Source organism: Bacillus manliponensis (genome assembly GCF_000712595.1).
Lineage (GTDB): Bacteria > Bacillota > Bacilli > Bacillales > Bacillaceae_G > Bacillus_A > Bacillus_A manliponensis.
Map to the genome: position 1 here is coordinate 77,555 of NZ_JOTN01000008.1, position 20,611 is coordinate 98,165.

Below are 20,611 nucleotides of genomic sequence, written 5' to 3' on the forward strand. Positions count from 1 at the left end.
TTACTAAACAATGCATTAAATTTTTAAAAGCCATTTACAATGGTACTTAAGCTATAAGGAGCATGTTTCATTGTTAATGAAGAAGGATAGCTAAAGCTGGAATGTTTTAGTAAAGAGAGGCAACAAGCCTCTCTTTTTGCTGTATTTATTTCAGTTCCGTATAATATCTAATTTCTTCCCCATCCTCATAAAAGCCAACAGATTCATATAAAGAGAGAGCTGATTTATTTGTGGTCAGTACCATTAAATGAGCGTATTTTAAATCATGAGACTTTAAGTAATTCAAAGCTTGTGTAAGCAAAAACTTCGCAAAGCCACGCTTTCGCCACGGTTTACGAACGAAAATATCCTCAATAAAGAAATATAGTTTTTATATTTACATTTGTTAAAATTAACCTGTAAGGTATTACGAGTTCCTTATGTATGTTTAAATAGTCCATGAGATTGTTCGCAGTTTGGTTAAAAAATATTAAAAAACATTTTATAGGAGATAAAATTTATGAAATCAAACGATATAGGCAATCCAATATTTACTCAGTTACAACTAGAAACAGAACGTTGTATCATTCGGCCGTATAAGGAAGAGGATCTTTATGAACTGTTTCAAGTAGTTTCTGATGCGAATTTCTATGATTATATTCCAGAAGTAGCACCGTCTCTTCAAGAAGTGGAGGGGATTATAAAATGGTCGATACAATGCAATCAGAAAAATAGACTTGATAAAATATATAAATTGAATTTAGCAATTGTTCATAAAGAGCTTGGAAAAGTAATTGGTTTCTGCGGCCTTGGCCCTTATGATATTGATGCATCAAAAGTTGAGGTATATTACGGTGTTGGAAAAGAGTTTCGAGGGAGAGGTATAGCGACAGAGGCTACTCGTGCGGTGCTACAATATGGCTTTAAAACGTTAAAGCTAGATGAAATTGTGACAACTGTTTTTCCGGAAAATCGTTCTTCTGTAGCAATATTACATAAACTTGGGATGAAGTATCAGTATACTTTACAAAACCTTTCTGATGAGTATAAAGAGTTTGAGGGATATGATTATTATACTTTAACGGGAAAGGAATATAAGTAGGGATAAGCAATTAAATTAGAAGTTTCATATAAACAAAAGGGGGTGTCTTTGGCAGACACTCCCTTTTGTATTAGTTACGGATTAGGTAATCAAATGCACCTAGAGATGCGTTTGCGCCTGATCCCATTGAAATAATGATTTGTTTGTATGGGTTATTTGTGCAGTCACCCGCAGCAAATACACCAGGTACGTTTGTAGCACCGTGCTTATCTGTAACAATCTCACCACGAGTACGTTCAACTGTGTCGCCTAACCAGTCAGTGTTTGGTACAAGACCGATTTGAACGAATACACCTTGTAATTCTACATGGTGAACTTCTTCAGTTTCACGATCGATGTAAGAAATACCTTCTACTTTGTCAGTACCAGTAATTTCTTTCGTTTGAACGTTCTTTAATACAGTTACGTTTGGTAAGCTGTACAGACGCTCTTGTAATACAGCATCAGCTTTTAGTTCTGGCATGAACTCAAGAACAGTTACGTGTTTTACGATACCTGCTAAATCAATTGCTGCTTCAATACCAGAGTTACCGCCGCCGATAACTGCTACATCTTTTCCAGTGAATAATGGACCGTCACAGTGTGGGCAGTATGCTACACCTTTGTTTTTAAACTCAGCTTCACCTGGGACACCAACATTACGCCAGCGTGCACCTGTTGCAACGATTACGCTCTTACTCTTCAGAACCGCACCGTTTTCAAGTTCCACTTCGATTAAGTCTTTCTTTTCTAGGCGCTTCGCACGTTGTAAATTCATTACGTCGATGTCGTAATCTTTTACGTGTTCTTCAAGGCTTGCTACAAGCTTAGGACCTTCAGTGCGTGTCACACTGATGAAGTTCTCGATACCCATTGTATCCATCACTTGGCCACCAAAGCGCTCAGCAACAATACCTGTGCGAATGCCTTTACGTGCTGCGTAAATTGCTGCACTTGCACCAGCAGGGCCGCCACCAACAACAAGTACATCGTATGGATCTTTATCAGCGAATTCTGACGCATCTGGGCCACCGCCTAGTTTTGCAAGAATTTCTTCAATGGTCATACGACCGCTTCCAAATGTTTCACCATTTAAGAATACAGTTGGTACTGCCATGATGTCTTTACTTTCAACTTCTTCCTTAAATGCAGCGCCGTCAATCATTGTATGTGTAATACCAGGGTTTAAAACGCTCATTAAGTTCAGTGCTTGTACAACATCAGGACAGTTGTGGCAGCTTAAGCTAATGTAAGATTCAAAGCGGTATTCACCTTGAATATTTTTAACTTGGTCAATGACTTTTTGCTCAACTTTTGGAGCGCGGCCACTAACTTGTAGTAACGCTAAAACTAGAGAAGTAAATTCGTGTCCTAGAGGGATACCTGCAAAAACTACCCCTGTATCTTCACCAACACGATTTACACTAAAGCTTGGCGTTCTTTCTAATTCTGTTTTTTCTACCTGGATCTTTGATGACATTGTTGCTAATTCATCTACAAGAGCTAGCATATCCTTAGATGTGTCATCAGATCCTGCACTAACTTTTAGTAGTACGTCGCCTTCCATCAGTTGAAGATATTGGCCTAATTGTGCTTTGATATCTGCATCTAGTAACATTGTATCTTACTCCTTACGTTTTATTTCTTTTTGTTTATTTATTAGATTTTACCTACAAGGTCAAGGCTTGGCTTAAGTGTTTCAGAGCCTTCTTTCCATTTAGCTGGGCAAACTTCGCCTGGATTGTTGCGAACGTATTGTGCAGCTTTTACTTTGTCTACAAGAATGCTTGCGTCACGGCCGATGCCACCTGCGTTGATTTCAACAGTTTGGATAACGCCATCTGGATCGATGATGAATGTACCGCGAGCTGCTAAACCTTCTTCTTCAACTAATACGTTGAAGTTACGAGAGATTGTTAATGTTGGGTCACCAATCATGATGTACTCGATTTTGCCGATAGCTTCTGAATGATCGTGCCATGCTTTATGAGTGAAGTGAGTATCAGTTGAAACAGAGTATACTTCAACTCCTAGCTCTTTTAATGCTGCATATTCGTTTTGTAAATCTTCAAGTTCAGTTGGGCATACGAATGTGAAGTCTGCTGGGTAGAAGCAAACTACGCTCCATTTACCTTTGAAGTTTTCTTCTGTAACGTCAAGGAATTCACCTTTTTGGAAAGCTTTTGCTTTAAATGGTAATACTTCTGTACCGATTAATAACATAATAAAATACCTCCTAATTTATAAGTTATGAGTAATCTTAATTAGATTGCTCATAAAGCAAAGATTTAATAAATAATAATAATTCTAATTCGATATTCATTATCATATAAAACTTTTTATTTTGCAAGTAAAAAGTTTGTACTTTTTACTCATAGTGGTGCTAAAGCTAGGGAACTACGGGAGATTTAAAGAGATTTTCTAAATATTTTTCTTCATTCAATATTACATGGAGTGTTTCGATTAACTAGTTTAGGAGAAATAAAATGTATTCTTAGATTAATTTTAACAATATTTAGATAGTTTTTGTGAAGCTGTTGTGAAGATCATGTTTCATTTTTGTGAAGCTTTTATTTGTAGAAAAAAGAACAGTGCATGAAGTATCTCACTGTTCTTTTTTGTTTTACTTTCCGAAGTATACAAAATACTCCCCATCACAATTTTCTATTTTATAACCACGAAATCCTTCTGATAGTAGATTTTGCTGACGAGCAATATCATTCATTGGGAGAAAGGTTGTATCTTTCCAATCGGTTTGCTTGTTACTTCGTAAGTCTTTCATGAACACATAACGTAGACGGCCATTGTATTTTTCTTTTAGCGCTGTAATTTCCATTCCTTGTGCAAATTTATCTTTTAAACTTGGAATGTTAAATGGTGCTACTGTACAGCAAACATAATCATATTTACTGTGTTCTTGCTGCAATTGCTTCATGATAACATTTGCTAAAATCTTTTGTAGTCCGTTTCCGCGGCAAGCAGGGTGGACGTTTGAAATTTCTTGATAGATGACGCGGTGTAGTTCGTTTTCTGGTAATCCAATGTCTAAACCAAGGTGCTCTTCGTCATTGGTAGGAGGAGCTAATAGAGCACGGAATGCGATGAGTTCTTCATCTACGAATGCACCAATCATTAGGCCATTTCCTGTTAGTATATATTCGTATTCTTCTAACGTAAGAGGTTGCAAAGTGTTTTTGTTTTCTAATGCTTCGATGACAACGTTTTGCAAAGATAAAATTTTCTCAATATGTTTTAGCGAAAGTTCTTTTATATCATATGTTTGTTTGTTTTGCTTTAATGTACCTTCATATAAACTCTTAATCATTTTGTCCCCTCCTTTAGCGAATCACATCTTGAAATACAGTTAGTTCTTGTAAAATATCTTCATTTACATCAACGCCAAGCCCTCGTTTTTCTGTTAAGCGGATGAACGGTACGTCATAAGAAAGGTCACCGATGTCTTTTGAGAACTTTAGCGGCCCTGTTAATTCAACACTAGTAATGATTTTCTTTGAAAAAGCGACGTGGAATCCAGCTGCGGATGCGACAGATGATTCGACCATAGAACCAACTTGACATTCAATACCAGCCATCTCTGCTTGGTGCGCAAGTTTAACAGCAGGATAAATACCACCGCATTTCATCAATTTAATGTTTACTTTGTCAGCCGCGTCTTTTTGAATGATTTGACGCATTTCACGAGATCCTTTTAAGCCTTCATCAATCATAAGTGGAATATCTGTTTTGGAACGAATGTGAGCCATTGCATCAATGTCATCTGCCACAACAGGTTGCTCAACCCAATCGATATCAAGGTTTTGTAATGCTCGTAAGGCGCTTAAAGTATCCGCACTATTTTTCCAGCCTTGGTTTACATCGACGCGAATTGCAATTTCACTTCCTACACGTTCACGAACTGCTTGAATGCGCTCTACATCTTTTTTAACTTCTGTACCAACTTTCATTTTAAAAGATTGATAGCCTTTTTCCACCATCGCTGCAGCCTCATCAGCCATTTCAGCTGGGGGAGCGATGCTTAATACGTGTGTAATTGGGAATTCTTCATGATAACGACCACCAATTAAGTTATATACAGGCTGATTTAATTTTTTTCCTATTATATCAAAGCAAGCAATATCAAGAGCCGCCTTTGCAGTAGGACAGCCGTAAATAGTTTTATCCATTAAATCATGAATTTTTTCAATGTTCATTGGATCTTTTCCTAATAAAACAGGGGCTAATGAATGCTTTAAAACATGGAATGTACTTTCCCACGTTTCTCCAGTTACGTGATCATCGGCAACAGCTTCTCCGTAACCGATAATGCCTTCATCTGTTTCAAGCTTCACAATAATAGAAGGCATGTCGTTGTAAGAACCGTAGCTAATAATAAATGGTTGTTCGAGTGGTAAACGAATTGCATATAAGTGAATATTTGTAATTTTCATGAGAAAATACCCCTTTCTATTTACAATCATTTTATCGGTTGTTATAGTTGACGTTAAATAGTCGTTAAATAAAAATAAGGAGTTTATAAATGGTAACAAAAATTGCGGTGATTGGTTCAGAAAATTTTATGAAGCAACTGCTACATGTCGCACATCAAGTAGAAGAAATAGAGATTGAACCGTATATATATTCTCACCCGAAAGAATCTCTAGAAATTATGAAGCATTTGAAGCCATGTGATGTCATCTTTTTTTCTGGTGCTCTACCATATTATATTTCAAAAGATATGACAGAACAATTGAGAGTACCAAATATTTACTTGCAGCAAGATGAAACAGCACTCGCATCTTCTTTGCTTTCGATTTTCTATCATGAAAATGTGAAGCCAGAGCGGATTTCTATCGATTTGACGAATGCATCTTTCGTTACGAATGTTTTTGCTGATATCGGTATATCAAGCTCATCAAATGTTATGGATTATCAAAATATGCTTCCAAATATGCTCAAAATAGAAGAGATTACCGAATTTCATGCTTCGCGTTATAAATTAGGCATGGTCGATCTAGCATTAACGAGCGTTCATGCAGTGTACGATAAGCTTATAGAAATCGGCGTTCCGGCAAAGCGAATGATAGATACTACAAAGTCGATTATACAAGGGTTACGTGATGCAAAAGCGAAAGCACAGTTAGTAAAAAGCCATTTAGCGACTGTTGCAGCGTGCGTGGTGTCATTTCTGTCGTCGCAAAATGTCAAATTAGAGCTATTAAATGAATTTTCCCGTCATGTGAACGGTTCGTTTCGTCAAATCACTGATACTTCATATATTTTGTATACAACGCGCGGTGATATTGAAATGTTAATGAAAACTGACGTTATTCACAGTGTATTTGCGCAATCAAAAGGTGCCATTGCACTTGGATTTGGCTATGGAAGTTCAGTGAAAGAAGCCGAACAACACGCCAAAATTGCTGGAAATTTTGCGCGAAACAATGAATTTGAAAGTTGTTGTTACATATTAACGGATGATAAACAATTACTTGGTCCATTCCCTAAAGAACAAAAGGTGTATAGTTTGAAAAATAATCACCCGCAGTTGGTGAAGATTGCAAAAGATACAAAGTTAAGTCCAGCAAACTTGTCGAAAATTATCCAGTTTAGTAGGTCGCGTGCAGAACTTCAATTTACAGCTGCTGATTTATCTGATTACTTACAAGTAACAAGACGCACAGCGGAACGAATTTTAAAGAAACTAGTTGAACATAAGTATGCGATAGTTTGTGGTGAGGAAATGCCATATCAAAAAGGGCGCCCTCGTACATTGTATGAATTCAAACTACCCGTATATGCCTTGCAAACTAAGCCTCAAGTTTAGCTTGTTGTTCTTTCTTTAGTTCCATCAATTCTGTTTCCGAAAGCTTTTCGATTGTAAAGCCAGTTATTCCATAAAGGATTGAAATAATAGGTACAACAAAGTTAAGAACAGCGTAAGGGGCATATTCAAAAGCTCCTACACCAAGCGTTCCAAGAATAAATACACCACATGTATTCCATGGGATGAATACAGAGGTTAATGTTCCGCCATCTTCTAATGCTCTGGATAAATTTTTTGAATGAAGCCCTTTTTCTGTATAGGCATTTGCATACATACGGGAAGGGACAACGATAGAAATATATTGTTCAGAGCATGTAGCATTTGTAGCAAAGCAAGAGACAATTGTAGAAGCAATAAGTCCTGCTGTCGATTTTGCTAATTTTAAAATTTGATTTACGATGACGTGAAGCATGCCAGTATGTTCTAACACACCACCAAATGTCATTGCGACGATCGTCATGGAAACAGTACCCATCATTGAATCTAAACCACCGCGATTAAAAAGGTCATCAACTAGTTTATTGCCAGTATCAATAACAAAGCCATTTTGAAGGGCACTAGCAGCTTCTTTAACAGAGCCATCTTGAATGAAAATATGTGATAGGAACCCGAGTGCAATACCAATAAGTAATGCAGGTGTAGCAGGCATTCTTTTTGCTACTAATACCATAACAATAACAGGGATTAACAATAGAAATGGTGAGATAACAAAGTTATTTTCTAATGTATGCAAAATTTGTTCAATATTTGTTGTATCAACATTTTCGCTACTAAATTTTCTACCTAAAAAAGCATATACGATAAGAGCGATGATGAAACCTGGTATTGTTGTAGAAAGCATATGACGAATGTGAACAAATAAATTGGTGTTCGTAAGGCCCGCTGCTAGATTTGTTGTATCTGAAAGCGGTGACATTTTATCGCCGAAGTAAGCTCCAGAAATAATGGCACCAGCAACCATTGGAGCAGGGATACCCATACTAAGACCAATACCCATACCAGCGACTCCAATTGTACCCATCGTTGACCAAGAACTACCAATTGCAAGGGTTACAACAGCACAAATAACAGCAATAGAAACTAAAAATAAAGAAGGTGTCATAAGCTTTAGGCCGTAATAGATCATTGTTGCGACAATACCTCCGCCAATCCAAGCACCAATTGTAAGACCAACAAGAATAATAATAACAATTGCAGGTAATGCGAGGCGGATTCCTTTATACATTGCTTCTTCAATGTCTTTCCACTTGTGCCCTGCGTATAAAGCAACAAGAGAGGCTACTGTTGTACCGATAATAAGTGGAACGTGAGGACTTTGTTCGAGAACAACAACAGTAATTGTCATGACAAAAATAGTAACAAGAAGTGGAATAGTTGCCATCGTGAATGTCATTTCTTTTTTCATAATACTCCCCCTAATAATAATCATTGAATAATTTTTAATTGTCGCAAAATAGACGTTATTATGAATATGATAAACTTCTATTTATTGATACGTCAATACGAAATCGCTTACAAGAGTTTGGGCATGTCTTTATAAAGTAATGTGTGTAGGCACTACATCGTGGTGTTGCATTATACGAATTTTAGTCGCTTTGCAAAGAGAGATAATTATATTGAAATAACAATCTAAATTAGAAAGAGGAGTGTACTGAATTGAAAAAAATAGACTTACAGAATCAATTGGATGAAATATTTCATTATTTACATGAGCATCCTGAAGTGAGTTGGAAAGAATACAATACATCTGCTTATATTGCACGTTTTTTAGAGGGAGAAGGTATTTCATATAAAACATTCGATAATTGTACAGGAGTTGTAGCAGAACTAGGAAGTGGGAAACCTATAGTAGCAATTCGTGCTGATATGGATGCATTATGGCAAGAGATAGATGGAGAGTTTAGGGCGAATCACTCATGTGGACATGATGCCCATATGACAATTGCAATGGGACTTATTTTACAGTTAAAACATGCAAAGTGGGAAAATGGAACAATCCGTGTAATCTTTCAGCCAGCAGAGGAGAAGGGAAATGGATCAATTACAATGGTTGAAAATGGTGTTGTTGATGATGCTGATTTCTTATTTGGTATGCATGTAAGGCCAGTAGAAGAACTTACACTTAAGCAAGCGGCACCATCTATTCGTCACGGAGCAGCAGATTTTTTAGAAGCTGAAATACAAGGAGCAGATGCTCATGGGGCTAGGCCGCATCAAGGGGTAAATGCCATCGATGTTATTTCGATGATTAATATGGGAATTAAAAATATTTGGTTACCACCGCAATGTTCTTACTCTGTAAAAATGACAAGATGCCAAGCTGGTGGTGAAAATTTAAATATCATTCCAGGAAATGGTCAATTTGCTTTAGATGTAAGAGCAGAAAGCAATGATTTGCTTAAGGAGTTAAAAGAAAAAATTGAAACGGTACTACAATTTGCTGAATCAATGGGGACAAAAATTTCGTATCAATGGACTGATTTTGTGCCGGGAGCGGAAGTATCAGAGGAAGCAGAGCAATTTTTACGCAAAGGTATTCTGAAAAAGTATGGTGAAGAAGGGTGTACATTACCTCTTATGACAACAGGAAGTGATGATTTTCACTACTATACAATTAAAAGGCCACATTTAAAAGCGGCAATGCTTGGATTAGGAGCGAACTTACAGCCAGGATTACATCACCCACATATGACGTTTGATAGAGCGTGTTTAATAGATGGGGTAGAGATATTAGAAGGTGCCGTACGTGAGGTTTTAGGCGTAGGTTAAAAGTGATTTTTCCTCCTCGCTGTTTCAATCATATGTAATGTATGAGAAACTAAATAGTAAGAAGAAAAATAATCTTGATGTAATATCAAGGTTATTTTTTATGATTGTAAAATAAAGTTATATTGAAATACATTTATCATGTTATAAATTAGGAGTGAATTCATGACAGAACAATACTACGATGAACTGCTTAATATCCAAACATGGGAAGAGCAAGACGGTTTTTATAAATCGTTTCACTATCATCGTTATGAACCAACGCCTTATAGTGCACTGCAAACATTATTTGAACAGTATGAACTGAAAAGTAGCGATCGTGTGGTTGACTTTGGATGTGGAAAAGGGCGTTTGAATTTTTATATTAATTATTTTCATGGGTCGGATGTAATCGGGATTGAAATGAATGAAGTGTTTTATGAAGAAGCGATGACAAATCGTGAGTACTATTTAGATGCGGTAGAAGATAATGGGGGAGAAATAGATTTTAAGTGTTGCTTAGCACAAGAGTACGAGGTTAATCCGCGTGATAACCGCTTTTACTTCTTTAACCCGTTTTCTGTACAAGTGTTTATGAATGTTGTGAATAACATATTACTTTCAGTAGAAAAAGTAGAACGAGAAGTTGAAATCATTTTATATTATCCATCGGAAGATTATATTTATTTTTTAGAGTATCAAACAGCCTTTGAGTTAACGAAAGAAATACAATTACCGGAGTTATATAAAAATAATTCGAATGAGAGATTTTTAGTATATCGATTTGGGTATTAGATAAAGTAAAACTTCACTCAGGGGGGTTCGCTTTATCTTCCACTGAGTGTTAGCTTTTCATTATTTTAATCCATACAGGAGGGGAATTATGAAAAAGAACATTCATGTTGTTGGAGCTGTGATTGTTGAAGAGGGAAAAATACTATGTGCACAAAGGGGAGAAATGAAAATACTTCCTCTGAAATGGGAGTTCCCAGGTGGAAAGATCGAAAAGGGAGAATCTCCGCAGCAAGCTTTAATTCGAGAAATTGATGAGGAAATGCATTGTAAGATTAAGGTAGGCGATCAAATTGTCCATACTGTGCATGAGTATGATTTTGGCACAGTACATTTAACTACATTCTATTGTAGGCTTATCTCTGGTAAGCCAGTATTAACAGATCATGTAGCAATAAAATGGTTATTACCAGCAGAATTAGAGTTGTTAGAATGGGCTCCGGCTGATATTCCTACGATTGAAAGATTATCGAAAGGGATTTTAGAATCCCTTTCATAGTTTATCAAGTTTGATACTACTTAACATATGAAATGAATTACATATTATTAAAAAGCAGCAGTTCCTTCTGTAAAAACAGTAAGAAACTGCTGTTTTTATATGAAAATTTTTTTGTGAAACTATGGAATTTTGCATGATTGAAAAGAAAAAGGGGATAGTAAATTTTGTAGTTAAAATTCATTTTATGTAAAGGAGTGTATGTAATGAAGAAATGGGAGCAGAGCCCTTTTTCTCGTGTAAAACGACTAAGTTTTAAAGGCGCTGGCAAAAAGAGAATTGGGACATTATTGTTAGCTTTTATGTTAGTACTAAGTATGCCAGCAACTAGTTTAGCTGTCGGTAAAGGTGCAAAAGGACCGGATATTTATGTTATTCAAGGAATGTTAAAATCAATTGGTAGTTATGCAGGGAGTATTAGTGGAGTATATGATGATACAACAGTTGCTGGAGTGAAGTATTATCAGAAGAAGCACGGATTACCAGTGACAGGGGTAGTAGACGATCGCACATTCCAATCTATTACGTATACGTATTCAAATATAAAAATGGGAATCAAACCGGGAGGACGTGGTAAAGGCGGCCCAGGCGAAGGCCCGGGAGCAGGTAAAGGCGGCCCAGGCGGAGGTCCGGGAGCAGGTAAAGGTGGCGCAGGAGCAGGCGAAGGTCCAGGAGCAGGTAAAGGTGGCGCAGGAGCAGGCGAAGGTCCGGGAGCAGGTAAAGGTGGCGCAGGAGCAGGCGAAGGTCCAGGAGCAGGTAAAGGTGGCGCAGGAGCAGGCGAAGGTCCAGGAGCAGGTAAAGGTGGCGCAGGAGCAGGCGAAGGTCCAGGAGCAGGTAAAGGTGGCGCAGGAGCAGGCGAAGGTCCAGGAGCAGGTAAAGGTGGCGCAGGAGCAGGCGAAGGTCCAGGAGCAGGTAAAGGTGGCGCAGGAGCAGGCGAAGGTCCAGGAGCAGGTAAAGGTGGCGCAGGAGCAGGCGAAGGTCCAGGAGCAGGTAAAGGTGGCGCAGGAGCAGGCGAAGGTCCAGGAGCAGGTAAAGGTGGCGCAGGAGCAGGCGAAGGTCCAGGAGCAGGTAAAGGTGGCGCAGGAGCAGGCGAAGGTCCAGGAGCAGGTAAAGGTGGCGCAGGAGCAGGCGAAGGTCCAGGAGCAGGTAAAGGTGGCGCAGGAGCAGGCGAAGGTCCAGGAGCAGGTAAAGGTGGCGCAGGAGCAGGCGAAGGTCCAGGAGCAGGTAAAGGTGGCGCAGGAGCAGGCGAAGGTCCAGGGGCAGGTAAAGGTCCAGGAGCAGGTAAAGGTCCAGAAACAGGCGAAGGCCCAGGGGCAGGTAAAGGTCCAGAAACAGGCGAAGGTCCAGGGGCAGGTAAAGGTCCAGGGGCAGGTAAAGGTCCAGAAACAGGCGAAGGTCCAGGGGCAGGTAAAGGCCAAGGAACAGGCGAAGGCCCAGGGGCAGGTAAAGGCCAAGGAACAGGCGAAGGCCCAGGGGCAGGTAAAGGTCAAGGAACAGGTAATGGTTCAGGCGGAGGCCAAGGAACAGGTAATGGTTCAGGCGAAGGTCAAGGAACAGGTAATGGCGGACAGAATGGTTCAATGAAAAGAGGTAACTAAACCTTTTCATTGATAAAGTAAAAAACCCCCCTTGAGAATAATCTTTAAGGGGGGTCTTTCTACTTTTTAAATAATAAGTACATAAAATAAGGTGCACCAATCATCGCTGCCATAATTCCAGCTGGAATACCATCAGGTTCTAAAATTTGACGTCCAATTAAGTCTGCGATAAATAAGAGCCATCCACCTAGTAAAATCGCAACTGGCATAAAGAGTTGGTGTCTTGGACCAACTAAAGCTTTTGCGATATGGGGAGCCATCAAACCAATAAAGGCAATGCCCCCTGTAACAGAAACAGCTGCAGACGCTAGGGCAACTGCTGTTAAAAGGAGTATGCGTCTTTCTTTTTCAACAGCTATCCCCACTCCAATTGATACCTCTTCATTTAAGGAAAGTAAATTTAAACGTTGGGCTTTATATAAACTGAAAGGAATCAAAATAGCTAGCCACGGCAAGATTGCCCAAATGAAAGGCCAATCATCACCCCAAATATTTCCGGCAATCCACTTCGCAATAAAATCTACCTTTGATCGCTCACCAGAGGAAATAAGCACAATCATCAGTCCAGAAAGGGCCATTGAAAAGCCAATTCCAACTAACGTTAAGCGAACTGGCTGCAACCCTGTCCGTTTATCGTATGAAAATACGTAAATGAGACAAGCTGTAATGAAAGCACCGAGAAAAGCAACAAACGGTAGCACATATACAAATGATTCTTGTTCGATTGGGAAAAATAAAAATAACACTGTAATGGCTACACCGGCCCCCGAGTTAATACCGATAATTCCCGGTTCGGCTAAATCATTTCTTGTAATTCCTTGCAAAATTGCACCGGATAATGCAAGAGCCATCCCTGCTAATAATGTAATAATAATTCTTGGCAATCGAATCGAAAATAGGATGAATTCTTCTTTAAATGTACCTTGTCCGAAAAGTGTCGGAAGTAATCGATCGAAAGATAAAGAAGCTTGGCCAATTCCCATACCAATGATGATACTTACGATAGTAAGCAAGGTAATGAAAGCTAGAACCATTCTTTGCTTTTTTAGTAACGCTGGGTTCATGAGAATGTTCGACCTCCTTTTCGTACAATAAATAAGAAGAAAGGTAATCCTACTATGGATATGACAGCAACAATCGATGTTTCATATGGTGAATTAATTGTTCGTCCGATTGTATCAGCTAATAACATAAATGCTGCTCCTATAGTCGCGCACATTGGAATAATGAAACGGTAATCTGTTCCAACAATGGAGCGTACGATATGGGGAATCATTAAGCCAACAAAAGCTAAGTTCCCAGCGAGTGCCACAGCAGCACCGGCTAATATAATAACGATAATAAAGAGAATTGTTTTAATAAGGATAATTCTTTGACCTAATCCAATTGCAACTTCTTCATTTAAGCTTAAAACAGTTAGTTGTTTAGAAAAGAGTATTGCAATAATTGTTGCGATTGTAATAGCAGGAACAATGATTTGCAGTTGCCCCCAAGTTGTTCCAACAGTTCCACCAGCTGTCCACATTGACACATCTTTTGATAGTTTAAAATAAAGGGTTATTCCTTCAGAAAATGCTTGTAAAAAAGCAGTCACAGCAGCACCAGCTAAAACGAGGCGTAGTGGTGAAAAGCCTCCTCGCTTCATGTTGCTAATACCAAAAACCATCATTGCTCCAGCAGCAGCACCAACAAAGCAAGCAATCATAATAGAGAAATAGTTTGCTGAAGGAATAAGTGCAATTGTAATAACAAGCGCTAAATTTGCGCCAGCAGTTAATCCAAGTAAGCCTGGATCAGCTAAAGAGTTTCTTGTTACACCTTGCATGATAGCACCAGAAATAGTGAGTGCAGCACCAACAAATATAGCTGCAATTTCACGTGGCAGGCGGATATCACGAATGATAGAAACTTTATCGCTCATATCATTAGTCGTAAGTGCAAGCCATACATCTTTCATTGAAGTTTCTGCTGCGCCAAACATCATCGCGATGAAAAATGAACAAAGGAAAATTAGTACAGATCCAATGAACTTGTATGTAAAAGGTATAGAACGTAGCTTACTTGTTTCCATTTGTATCACATCTTTTCTTTATGAGAATAAAGGAAGAGGAATTCTTAGTATAAGAATTCCTCTTTGTAATATTATACTCCACTAATAGGTTATTAGTTAAACCTTATTTTTGAAGAAAGCTTTTTGTAAAGAAATCTAATTGATAATCTAGCGTTAATGGATCGTTAAAGAAAAATTCGCTTGCATCCGCTTCGAATACTTGATTATTTTTTACAGCAGGCATATTTTTGTAGCTATCTGTTTCTTGGAATGAACTGTCTGCGCTGCTTTGCTTACTTATAACTAAGTAGTCGCCTACATACTCAGGAAGAACTTCTGCTGATAAAGCATAATAGCCATCCTTTTGTGCCATTTCTTTTACCTTTTCAGGCATTTTTAATTTCATTTCTTGGTATAGAATTTCTGTACCGCGTCCCCAGTTATCGCCAAATACGTATAGTTGCTTATCGAAGTTTTCGATAACAGTAACTGTTGCGTCTTCACCGATTTTCGCACGAATGTCATCGCCAGATTTTGCAGCACGTTTTTTGAAATCATTAACCCAATCTTTTGCTTCTTTTTCTTTATTTAGTAATTTTCCGATTTCGATATGTTGCGTTAAGTAATCAACTTTTCCATATGTGTATGTTACAGTTGGTGCGATTTTTTTTAGTTTATCAATGTTTTTAGTATTTGATAGACCGATAATTAAATCCGGATCTAGTTCGATAATTTTTTCAATATTTTCATCTGATACTTCTACAGCATCTTTTAAGCCTTTTTCAAAACGAGGGTTTGCTTTAGACCATGAATCAACACCAACAACATTTACGCCTAAAGACATTACGTTACCGGCAAATGTTGATAGAACAACAACACGTTCTGGATTTGCGGGTACTTCAACTTTCCCGTTTTCAGATTGATACGTAATTGTATCTGATTTATTTCCTTTTAAATCTGCATTGTCTTTAGATGGATTGCTACAAGCTCCCATAACAAAGACAAATAGTAATACGAATGAGAATAATAATTTCTTCATTTGTTTTCTCCTTTTATAAAATTATTGAATATAACATAGTTTGTGTATGTAAGAAACGATTTAGTCAGTAGCAGATGAATCATTGTTTGACTTTATTTTAAGGATAGGTAATAATTGTGATAATGATTATCAATACCGCTGACCTACATACTATAATGTTTATTTATATAAGTTGTCAATAGTTATTCTAATATCAAGATTTAGTTGAAAATGCTTCTACTTTTAGATCGGAGAGTGAACGAAGATGAAACAAGATGAGTTGTTTGATATAACGATAATTGGAGGAGGTCCTGCTGGTTTATACGCCGCTTTTTATAGTGGGCTTCGAGGAATGAAGACAAAAATTGTTGAGTATCAACCGAAACTAGGCGGAAAGGTACACGTATATCCAGAGAAAATGATTTGGGACGTTGGAGGATTGTTGCCTACTACGGGGGCACAATTAATAGAGCAAATTACAAAACAAGGGCTTACATTTAATCCAGAAGTTGTATTAAATGAAAAAATAGAATCAATCTCACGTAATGAAGAAGGTATTTTCACTTTACACGCTGCCTCCGGTCATCAGCACATTTCTAAAACAGTTCTTGTTGCAATTGGAAGCGGGATATTAAACCCGCAGAAGCTTGAAATAGAAGGAGCAGAGCGATTTGAAGTTTCCAATTTAAATTATACAGTGAAGTCTCTGCAGCATTTTAAAGGTAAGACGGTTATCGTTTCTGGTGGCGGAAACTCTGCAATTGATTGGGCAAATGAATTAGAACCAGTTGCTAAAAAAGTATATATAACATATCGAAAAGACAAATTAGCAGGTCATGAAGCACAAGTAGAACAATTGCTAAATAGTTCTGCGGAATGTCTGTTAAATACGACAATTACAAAGTTACTTGCAAGTGATAATCATGAATATATCGAACAAGTTGAGTTAACAAATCAAAAAACAGGTGAAGTTTCTTATTTAGCAGTGGATGAGGTCGTAATTAATCATGGCTATGAGCGTGATGCAACATTGCTTGAAAATAGTAATCTTCCAATTGATAGAGCGGATGACTATTATATTGCTTGTAATGCAAATAGTGAATCGTCTGTACCAGGTTTGTATGCTGCTGGTGATATTTTAAAGCATGAAGGAAAGCTACATTTAATTGCTGGTGCTTTTCAAGATGCCGCAAATGCTGTTAATAAAGCAAAACAATTTATCGAGCCTGATGCAAATGGTTATGCAATGGTTTCTTCGCATAACGATGTATTTAAAGAGCGTAATCGTGAGCTTGTAAAACAAATGATGAAATCATAAAAAGCAGCATTTTAAAATGCTGCTTTTTATTTTGATTAAGAAGCTAATGGTTACTTTAGATAGGAAAATATTGACTATAATATATAGCGAGATATAATGAAAGTAGATGTTCGTTTCAAACAATATGTAATAAAAATCAAGGATTGAGTTCTATCAATCTATTTATTTTATTATTTTCAGAAAGCGCTTACAATTATGAGGGTGTGGGGGAGAAACTATGTCTAAGTTCACAAATTATTTTTTAATGGAAGCACAAGATGTAATTGAGTATGTAGTAGAAAAGCTACCGATGTTTGAAGAAAAAGAACATTTATGTTGTAAAGAAATTGGTGACGGTAATTTGAATTATGTATTTCGTGTTTGGGATGAAGAAAAGGGGACTTCTATCATTGTGAAACAAGCGGGAGATACAGCAAGAATTTCAGATGAATTTAAATTATCGACAAATCGCATTCGTATTGAGTCAGACGTGCTGAAGTTAGAGGGAGAATTGGCACCAGGACTTGTGCCGCGAGTGTATCTCTATGATGACGTAATGAATTGTTGCGTAATGGAAGATTTATCGGATCATACAATTCTTCGTACAGCTCTGTTACATCATGAAATATTCCCGAAGTTAGCAGAGGATATTACTACATTTTTAGTACGTAACCTTTTATTAACATCCGATGTTGTGATGAATCATAAAGAAAAGAAAGAGTTAGTGAAAAATTACATTAATCCAGAGCTTTGTGAGATTACAGAAGATCTTGTGTACTCTGAGCCATACGTAAATCATAACGAAAGAAATGAACTATTCTTACTAAATGAAGAGTGGATTCAAAAGAATATATATGAAGATGTGAAGTTACGAACAGAAGTAGCCAAATTAAAGTTTTCATTTATGACAAATGCACAGGCGTTATTACATGGTGACTTACATACTGGCTCTCTTTTTGTTCGGAGAGATTCAACAAAAGTAATTGATCCAGAATTTGCGTTTTATGGACCGATGGGCTACGACGTTGGAAATATCGTAGCAAATTTAATGTTTGCTTGGGTAAACGCAGATGCGATAATGGAAGCAGGGGATCGAAAAGATAGTTATGTTGCTTGGTTAGAAAAGACCATTGCAGATGTGATTGATTTATTTAGCGAGAAATTTGTAGCTGCATGGGATATTCATGTAACAGATATAATGGCAAAGAATGATGAGTTTAAATTATGGTACTTAAACTCTGTCTTAGCAGATACAGCAGCTGTTACAGGACTTGAATTAATTCGTCGCATTGTTGGATTAGCAAAAGTAAAGGATATTACTTCAATCGAAGACGAACAGGCAAGAGCTAGAGCAGAACGCATTTGTTTACAAGCAGCAAAATTATTTGTATTACAAGCAAGTACGTTCAAAACAGGTGCTGATTTTATACAAGTGTTGCAAAAAGAGGCACATTCATACAGCAAAGCGTAGGGAGAGAAGATCATGTCAGAACAATTAATACCTATTCAGTGGAAAAATGATGCATTAGTTTTACTAGATCAAACTGTATTGCCAAATGAAGTTGTATATGAAGAGTTTACGACTGCAGAAGGTGTATGGGATGCTATTCAAGTGATGAAAGTAAGAGGTGCACCAGCGATTGGAGTTTCAGCAGCTTACGGTGTGTACTTAGGGGTAAGAGATGCTAAAGAAGATGATATGGAGAGTTTTATTCGCGAAGTTGAAAAAGCATGTGCATATTTAGCAACTTCAAGACCAACGGCTGTAAATTTATTTTGGGCATTAGAGCGTATGGAGCGTGTCGCAAAGGAACATACAAACATTCTTGTTTCAAAATTGAAAAATCTTTTGCTAGAAGAGGCAAAAATCATTCATAAAGAAGATGAAGAAATTAATCGTCAAATTGGCGAGCATGCCCTTACACTTTTTAAAGATGAAATGGGCTTGCTCACACATTGTAATGCCGGTGCTTTAGCAACGACAAAGTATGGTACAGCAACAGCACCGATGTATTTAGCGAAGGAAAAAGGTTGGAATTTAAAAATTTACTCGGATGAAACACGTCCAAGATTACAAGGTTCCACACTAACGGCTTTAGAGTTACAACGAGCAGGTATTGATGTAACGGTTATTACCGATAACATGGCTGCCATGGTGATGTCGCAAGGGAAAATTGATGCAGTAATTGTTGGCTGTGACCGAGTTGCAGCAAACGGTGATGTTGCGAATAAAATTGGGACGTTAGGTGTTTCGATTCTAGCAAAATATTATAATATTCCTTTCTATGTAGCAGCGCCAACACCAACAATTGACTTGAATACACCCACCGGAAAAGAAATTCCAATTGAAGAGCGCGACGCTTCAGAAGTGATTAATCGCTTTGGGCAATATTCAGCACCGGTAGATAGTAAAGTATACAATCCAGCATTTGATGTAACGCCGCATGAAAATGTAACAGCAATTATTACGGAAAAAGGAATCATTCGCCCACCATTTGCGGAAAGCTTGCAGAAACTATTTATGAAATAAGAGAACAAAGGGAGTGTATATAGTGCTACTACTACAAAAAGAGAGAGAAGATGTTGTAGAGTATGGTAAGAAGTTAATTGCAAGTGGCCTAACAAAAGGAACAGGCGGAAATATTAGTATTTTTAATCGAGAAAAAGGGCTTGTTGCAATGAGTCCAAGTGGATTAGAGTACTTTGAAACGGAGCCTGAAGATGTTGTAGTTCTAAATTTAGACGGTGAAATAGTAGATGGAGAGAGAAATCCATCTAGTGAACTAGATATGCATTTAATTTTTTATAAAAAAAGAGAAGATTTAAATGCACTTGTACATACGCATTCGCCATATGCAAAAACAATTGCATCATTAGGGTGGGAGATTCCACCAGTTTCATATTTAATTGCATTTGCAGGACCAAATGTACGCTGTGCACCTTATGAAACATTTGGTACGAAAGAGCTAGCAGAAGTAGCTTATGAAGGAATGATTGATCGCCGAGCAGTTCTACTTGCAAATCACGGTTTAATTGCGGGAGGCAATACGATTAAAATGGCATTTACGGTTGCGGAAGAAATAGAGTTTTGTGCTCAAATTTATTACCAAACAAAAGCAATTGGTGAACCGAAGTTATTAGGTGAAGAAGAACTACAACGATTGGCAAAAAAGTTTGAGACATACGGACAAAAATAAAGTGAAACTTCACTCAGTGGGGGCTTCATCCCCCACTGAGTGTTAGGCCGTTAATGCGGGATAATGTATTGGTAGAGGGTTAAGAAAGGGGCTTAATTCTTTACCATACAGTGTGCATCGTTTTGTGACGATGCACACTGTATGGTAAAGAGTATGTGGTATAATAGAAATCAATCATATGAAAAGAAGGACGTAATATCATGTATTTAACGATAAAAGAAGCTGCGGAATACTTAAATATTCCAGAGGCACAAGTAGAAAATTTAATTTTACAAAGACGCGTACGCGCAGTGCATGATGGCGAACAATATTTACTGTATCAAGATCAATTCCAAACGCATTTTGAACAACTAGAAAAATATAAAAAATTAGTAGAAGAAATATTAAATGAACCCATTCCAGAGGACATGGATGTAAAGGATGAAGACTAGGAAAGACTTTTCTAGTCTTTCTCTTATGCAGATAGCGATTAATCATGTTAATATCTTTATATTAATATAGTTAATTTGAGAGAGGTTTTTTAATAAAGTGAAA

Annotated in this window: 19 protein-coding genes and 1 pseudogene; 11 read left to right on the plus strand and 9 right to left on the minus strand. The window is 37.6% G+C overall.

Features of this window, described 5'->3' with window-relative positions; all coding sequences use genetic code 11:
• Positions 1–145: 145 nt before the first annotated feature.
• A pseudogene (locus tag BAMA_RS23995) lies at positions 146–355 on the minus strand (GNAT family N-acetyltransferase); the annotation flags it as partial.
• 144 nt (positions 356–499) lie between these two features.
• Here BAMA_RS23995 and BAMA_RS11250 point away from each other — a divergent pair.
• Positions 500–1,081 (plus strand): GNAT family N-acetyltransferase, encoded by a 582-nt coding sequence (locus tag BAMA_RS11250; protein WP_051758928.1) that lies wholly within the window; start codon positions 500–502, stop codon positions 1,079–1,081.
• 70 nt (positions 1,082–1,151) lie between these two features.
• Here the strand turns inward: BAMA_RS11250 and ahpF are convergent, their stop codons facing one another.
• The 4 genes from ahpF to BAMA_RS11270 form a co-directional block, all read right to left on the minus strand.
• On the minus strand, positions 1,152–2,678 hold the full coding sequence (gene ahpF / locus BAMA_RS11255; RefSeq protein WP_034639061.1) for an alkyl hydroperoxide reductase subunit F: 1,527 nt from the start codon (positions 2,676–2,678) through the stop codon (positions 1,152–1,154).
• A gap of 41 nt (positions 2,679–2,719) precedes the next feature.
• A complete protein-coding gene (ahpC, locus tag BAMA_RS11260) occupies positions 2,720–3,283 on the minus strand; it encodes an alkyl hydroperoxide reductase subunit C (protein ID WP_034639063.1) in 564 nt (187 codons plus the stop codon).
• A gap of 400 nt (positions 3,284–3,683) precedes the next feature.
• Positions 3,684–4,382, minus strand: a complete 699-nt coding sequence (locus BAMA_RS11265) for an N-acetyltransferase (protein ID WP_157405992.1) — start codon at positions 4,380–4,382, stop codon at positions 3,684–3,686.
• Positions 4,383–4,398: 16 nt separating this feature from the next.
• Positions 4,399–5,508 (minus strand): mandelate racemase/muconate lactonizing enzyme family protein, encoded by a 1,110-nt coding sequence (locus tag BAMA_RS11270; protein ID WP_034639067.1) that lies wholly within the window; start codon positions 5,506–5,508, stop codon positions 4,399–4,401.
• A gap of 89 nt (positions 5,509–5,597) precedes the next feature.
• Here BAMA_RS11270 and BAMA_RS11275 point away from each other — a divergent pair, with 89 nt between their 5' ends.
• On the plus strand, positions 5,598–6,884 hold the full coding sequence (locus tag BAMA_RS11275; RefSeq protein WP_034639069.1) for a hypothetical protein: 1,287 nt from the start codon (positions 5,598–5,600) through the stop codon (positions 6,882–6,884).
• On the opposite strand, the gene nhaC is transcribed toward BAMA_RS11275, so the two are convergent.
• The gene (gene nhaC, locus BAMA_RS11280) at positions 6,868–8,289 is read right to left on the minus strand and encodes a Na+/H+ antiporter NhaC (RefSeq protein WP_034639070.1); all 1,422 of its coding nucleotides are present in this window, start codon (positions 8,287–8,289) and stop codon (positions 6,868–6,870) included. The genes BAMA_RS11275 and nhaC overlap by 17 nt on opposite strands.
• 251 nt (positions 8,290–8,540) lie before the next feature.
• Here nhaC and BAMA_RS11285 point away from each other — a divergent pair, with 251 nt between their 5' ends.
• From BAMA_RS11285 to BAMA_RS23485, 4 genes are all read left to right on the plus strand, one after another.
• On the plus strand, positions 8,541–9,653 hold the full coding sequence (locus tag BAMA_RS11285) for a M20 peptidase aminoacylase family protein (protein ID WP_034639071.1): 1,113 nt from the start codon (positions 8,541–8,543) through the stop codon (positions 9,651–9,653).
• A 162-nt stretch (positions 9,654–9,815) separates the two neighbouring features.
• Entirely contained in the window at positions 9,816–10,424 is a 609-nt protein-coding gene (locus BAMA_RS11290) for a methyltransferase (protein ID WP_034639072.1), read from the plus strand.
• A gap of 88 nt (positions 10,425–10,512) precedes the next feature.
• Positions 10,513–10,920 (plus strand): (deoxy)nucleoside triphosphate pyrophosphohydrolase, encoded by a 408-nt coding sequence (locus BAMA_RS11295; RefSeq protein ID WP_034639073.1) that lies wholly within the window; start codon positions 10,513–10,515, stop codon positions 10,918–10,920.
• A 203-nt stretch (positions 10,921–11,123) separates the two neighbouring features.
• A complete protein-coding gene (locus BAMA_RS23485) occupies positions 11,124–12,515 on the plus strand; it encodes a peptidoglycan-binding domain-containing protein (protein WP_084157973.1) in 1,392 nt (463 codons plus the stop codon).
• A 59-nt stretch (positions 12,516–12,574) separates the two neighbouring features.
• On the opposite strand, the gene BAMA_RS11305 is transcribed toward BAMA_RS23485, so the two are convergent.
• The 3 genes from BAMA_RS11305 to BAMA_RS11315 all read right to left on the minus strand — a co-directional run bounded on the left by BAMA_RS11305 (position 12,575) and on the right by BAMA_RS11315 (position 15,604).
• Positions 12,575–13,579, minus strand: a complete 1,005-nt coding sequence (locus tag BAMA_RS11305; RefSeq protein WP_034639074.1) for a FecCD family ABC transporter permease — start codon at positions 13,577–13,579, stop codon at positions 12,575–12,577.
• Positions 13,576–14,586 (minus strand): FecCD family ABC transporter permease, encoded by a 1,011-nt coding sequence (locus BAMA_RS11310; protein ID WP_034639075.1) that lies wholly within the window; start codon positions 14,584–14,586, stop codon positions 13,576–13,578. Before BAMA_RS11310 ends, BAMA_RS11305 begins: the two co-directional genes overlap by 4 nt.
• A gap of 103 nt (positions 14,587–14,689) precedes the next feature.
• Positions 14,690–15,604: an iron-hydroxamate ABC transporter substrate-binding protein gene (locus BAMA_RS11315; protein WP_034639076.1), complete on the minus strand. Its 915-nt coding sequence runs from the start codon at positions 15,602–15,604 to the stop codon at positions 14,690–14,692.
• A gap of 244 nt (positions 15,605–15,848) precedes the next feature.
• Between BAMA_RS11315 and BAMA_RS11320 the strand changes: the two genes are divergently transcribed.
• The 5 genes from BAMA_RS11320 to BAMA_RS11340 all read left to right on the plus strand — a co-directional run bounded on the left by BAMA_RS11320 (position 15,849) and on the right by BAMA_RS11340 (position 20,508).
• Positions 15,849–16,901 (plus strand): NAD(P)/FAD-dependent oxidoreductase, encoded by a 1,053-nt coding sequence (locus BAMA_RS11320; RefSeq protein WP_034639077.1) that lies wholly within the window; start codon positions 15,849–15,851, stop codon positions 16,899–16,901.
• Positions 16,902–17,118: 217 nt separating this feature from the next.
• Positions 17,119–18,351: an S-methyl-5-thioribose kinase gene (gene mtnK, locus BAMA_RS11325; protein ID WP_034639078.1), complete on the plus strand. Its 1,233-nt coding sequence runs from the start codon at positions 17,119–17,121 to the stop codon at positions 18,349–18,351.
• 12 nt (positions 18,352–18,363) lie between these two features.
• Positions 18,364–19,410 (plus strand): S-methyl-5-thioribose-1-phosphate isomerase, encoded by a 1,047-nt coding sequence (mtnA, locus tag BAMA_RS11330; RefSeq protein ID WP_034639079.1) that lies wholly within the window; start codon positions 18,364–18,366, stop codon positions 19,408–19,410.
• 19 nt (positions 19,411–19,429) lie between these two features.
• The gene (locus BAMA_RS11335) at positions 19,430–20,077 is read left to right on the plus strand and encodes an L-fuculose-phosphate aldolase (RefSeq protein WP_051758935.1); all 648 of its coding nucleotides are present in this window, start codon (positions 19,430–19,432) and stop codon (positions 20,075–20,077) included.
• Positions 20,078–20,277: 200 nt separating this feature from the next.
• On the plus strand, positions 20,278–20,508 hold the full coding sequence (locus BAMA_RS11340) for an excisionase family DNA-binding protein (protein ID WP_034639083.1): 231 nt from the start codon (positions 20,278–20,280) through the stop codon (positions 20,506–20,508).
• Positions 20,509–20,611: the final 103 nt, after the last annotated feature.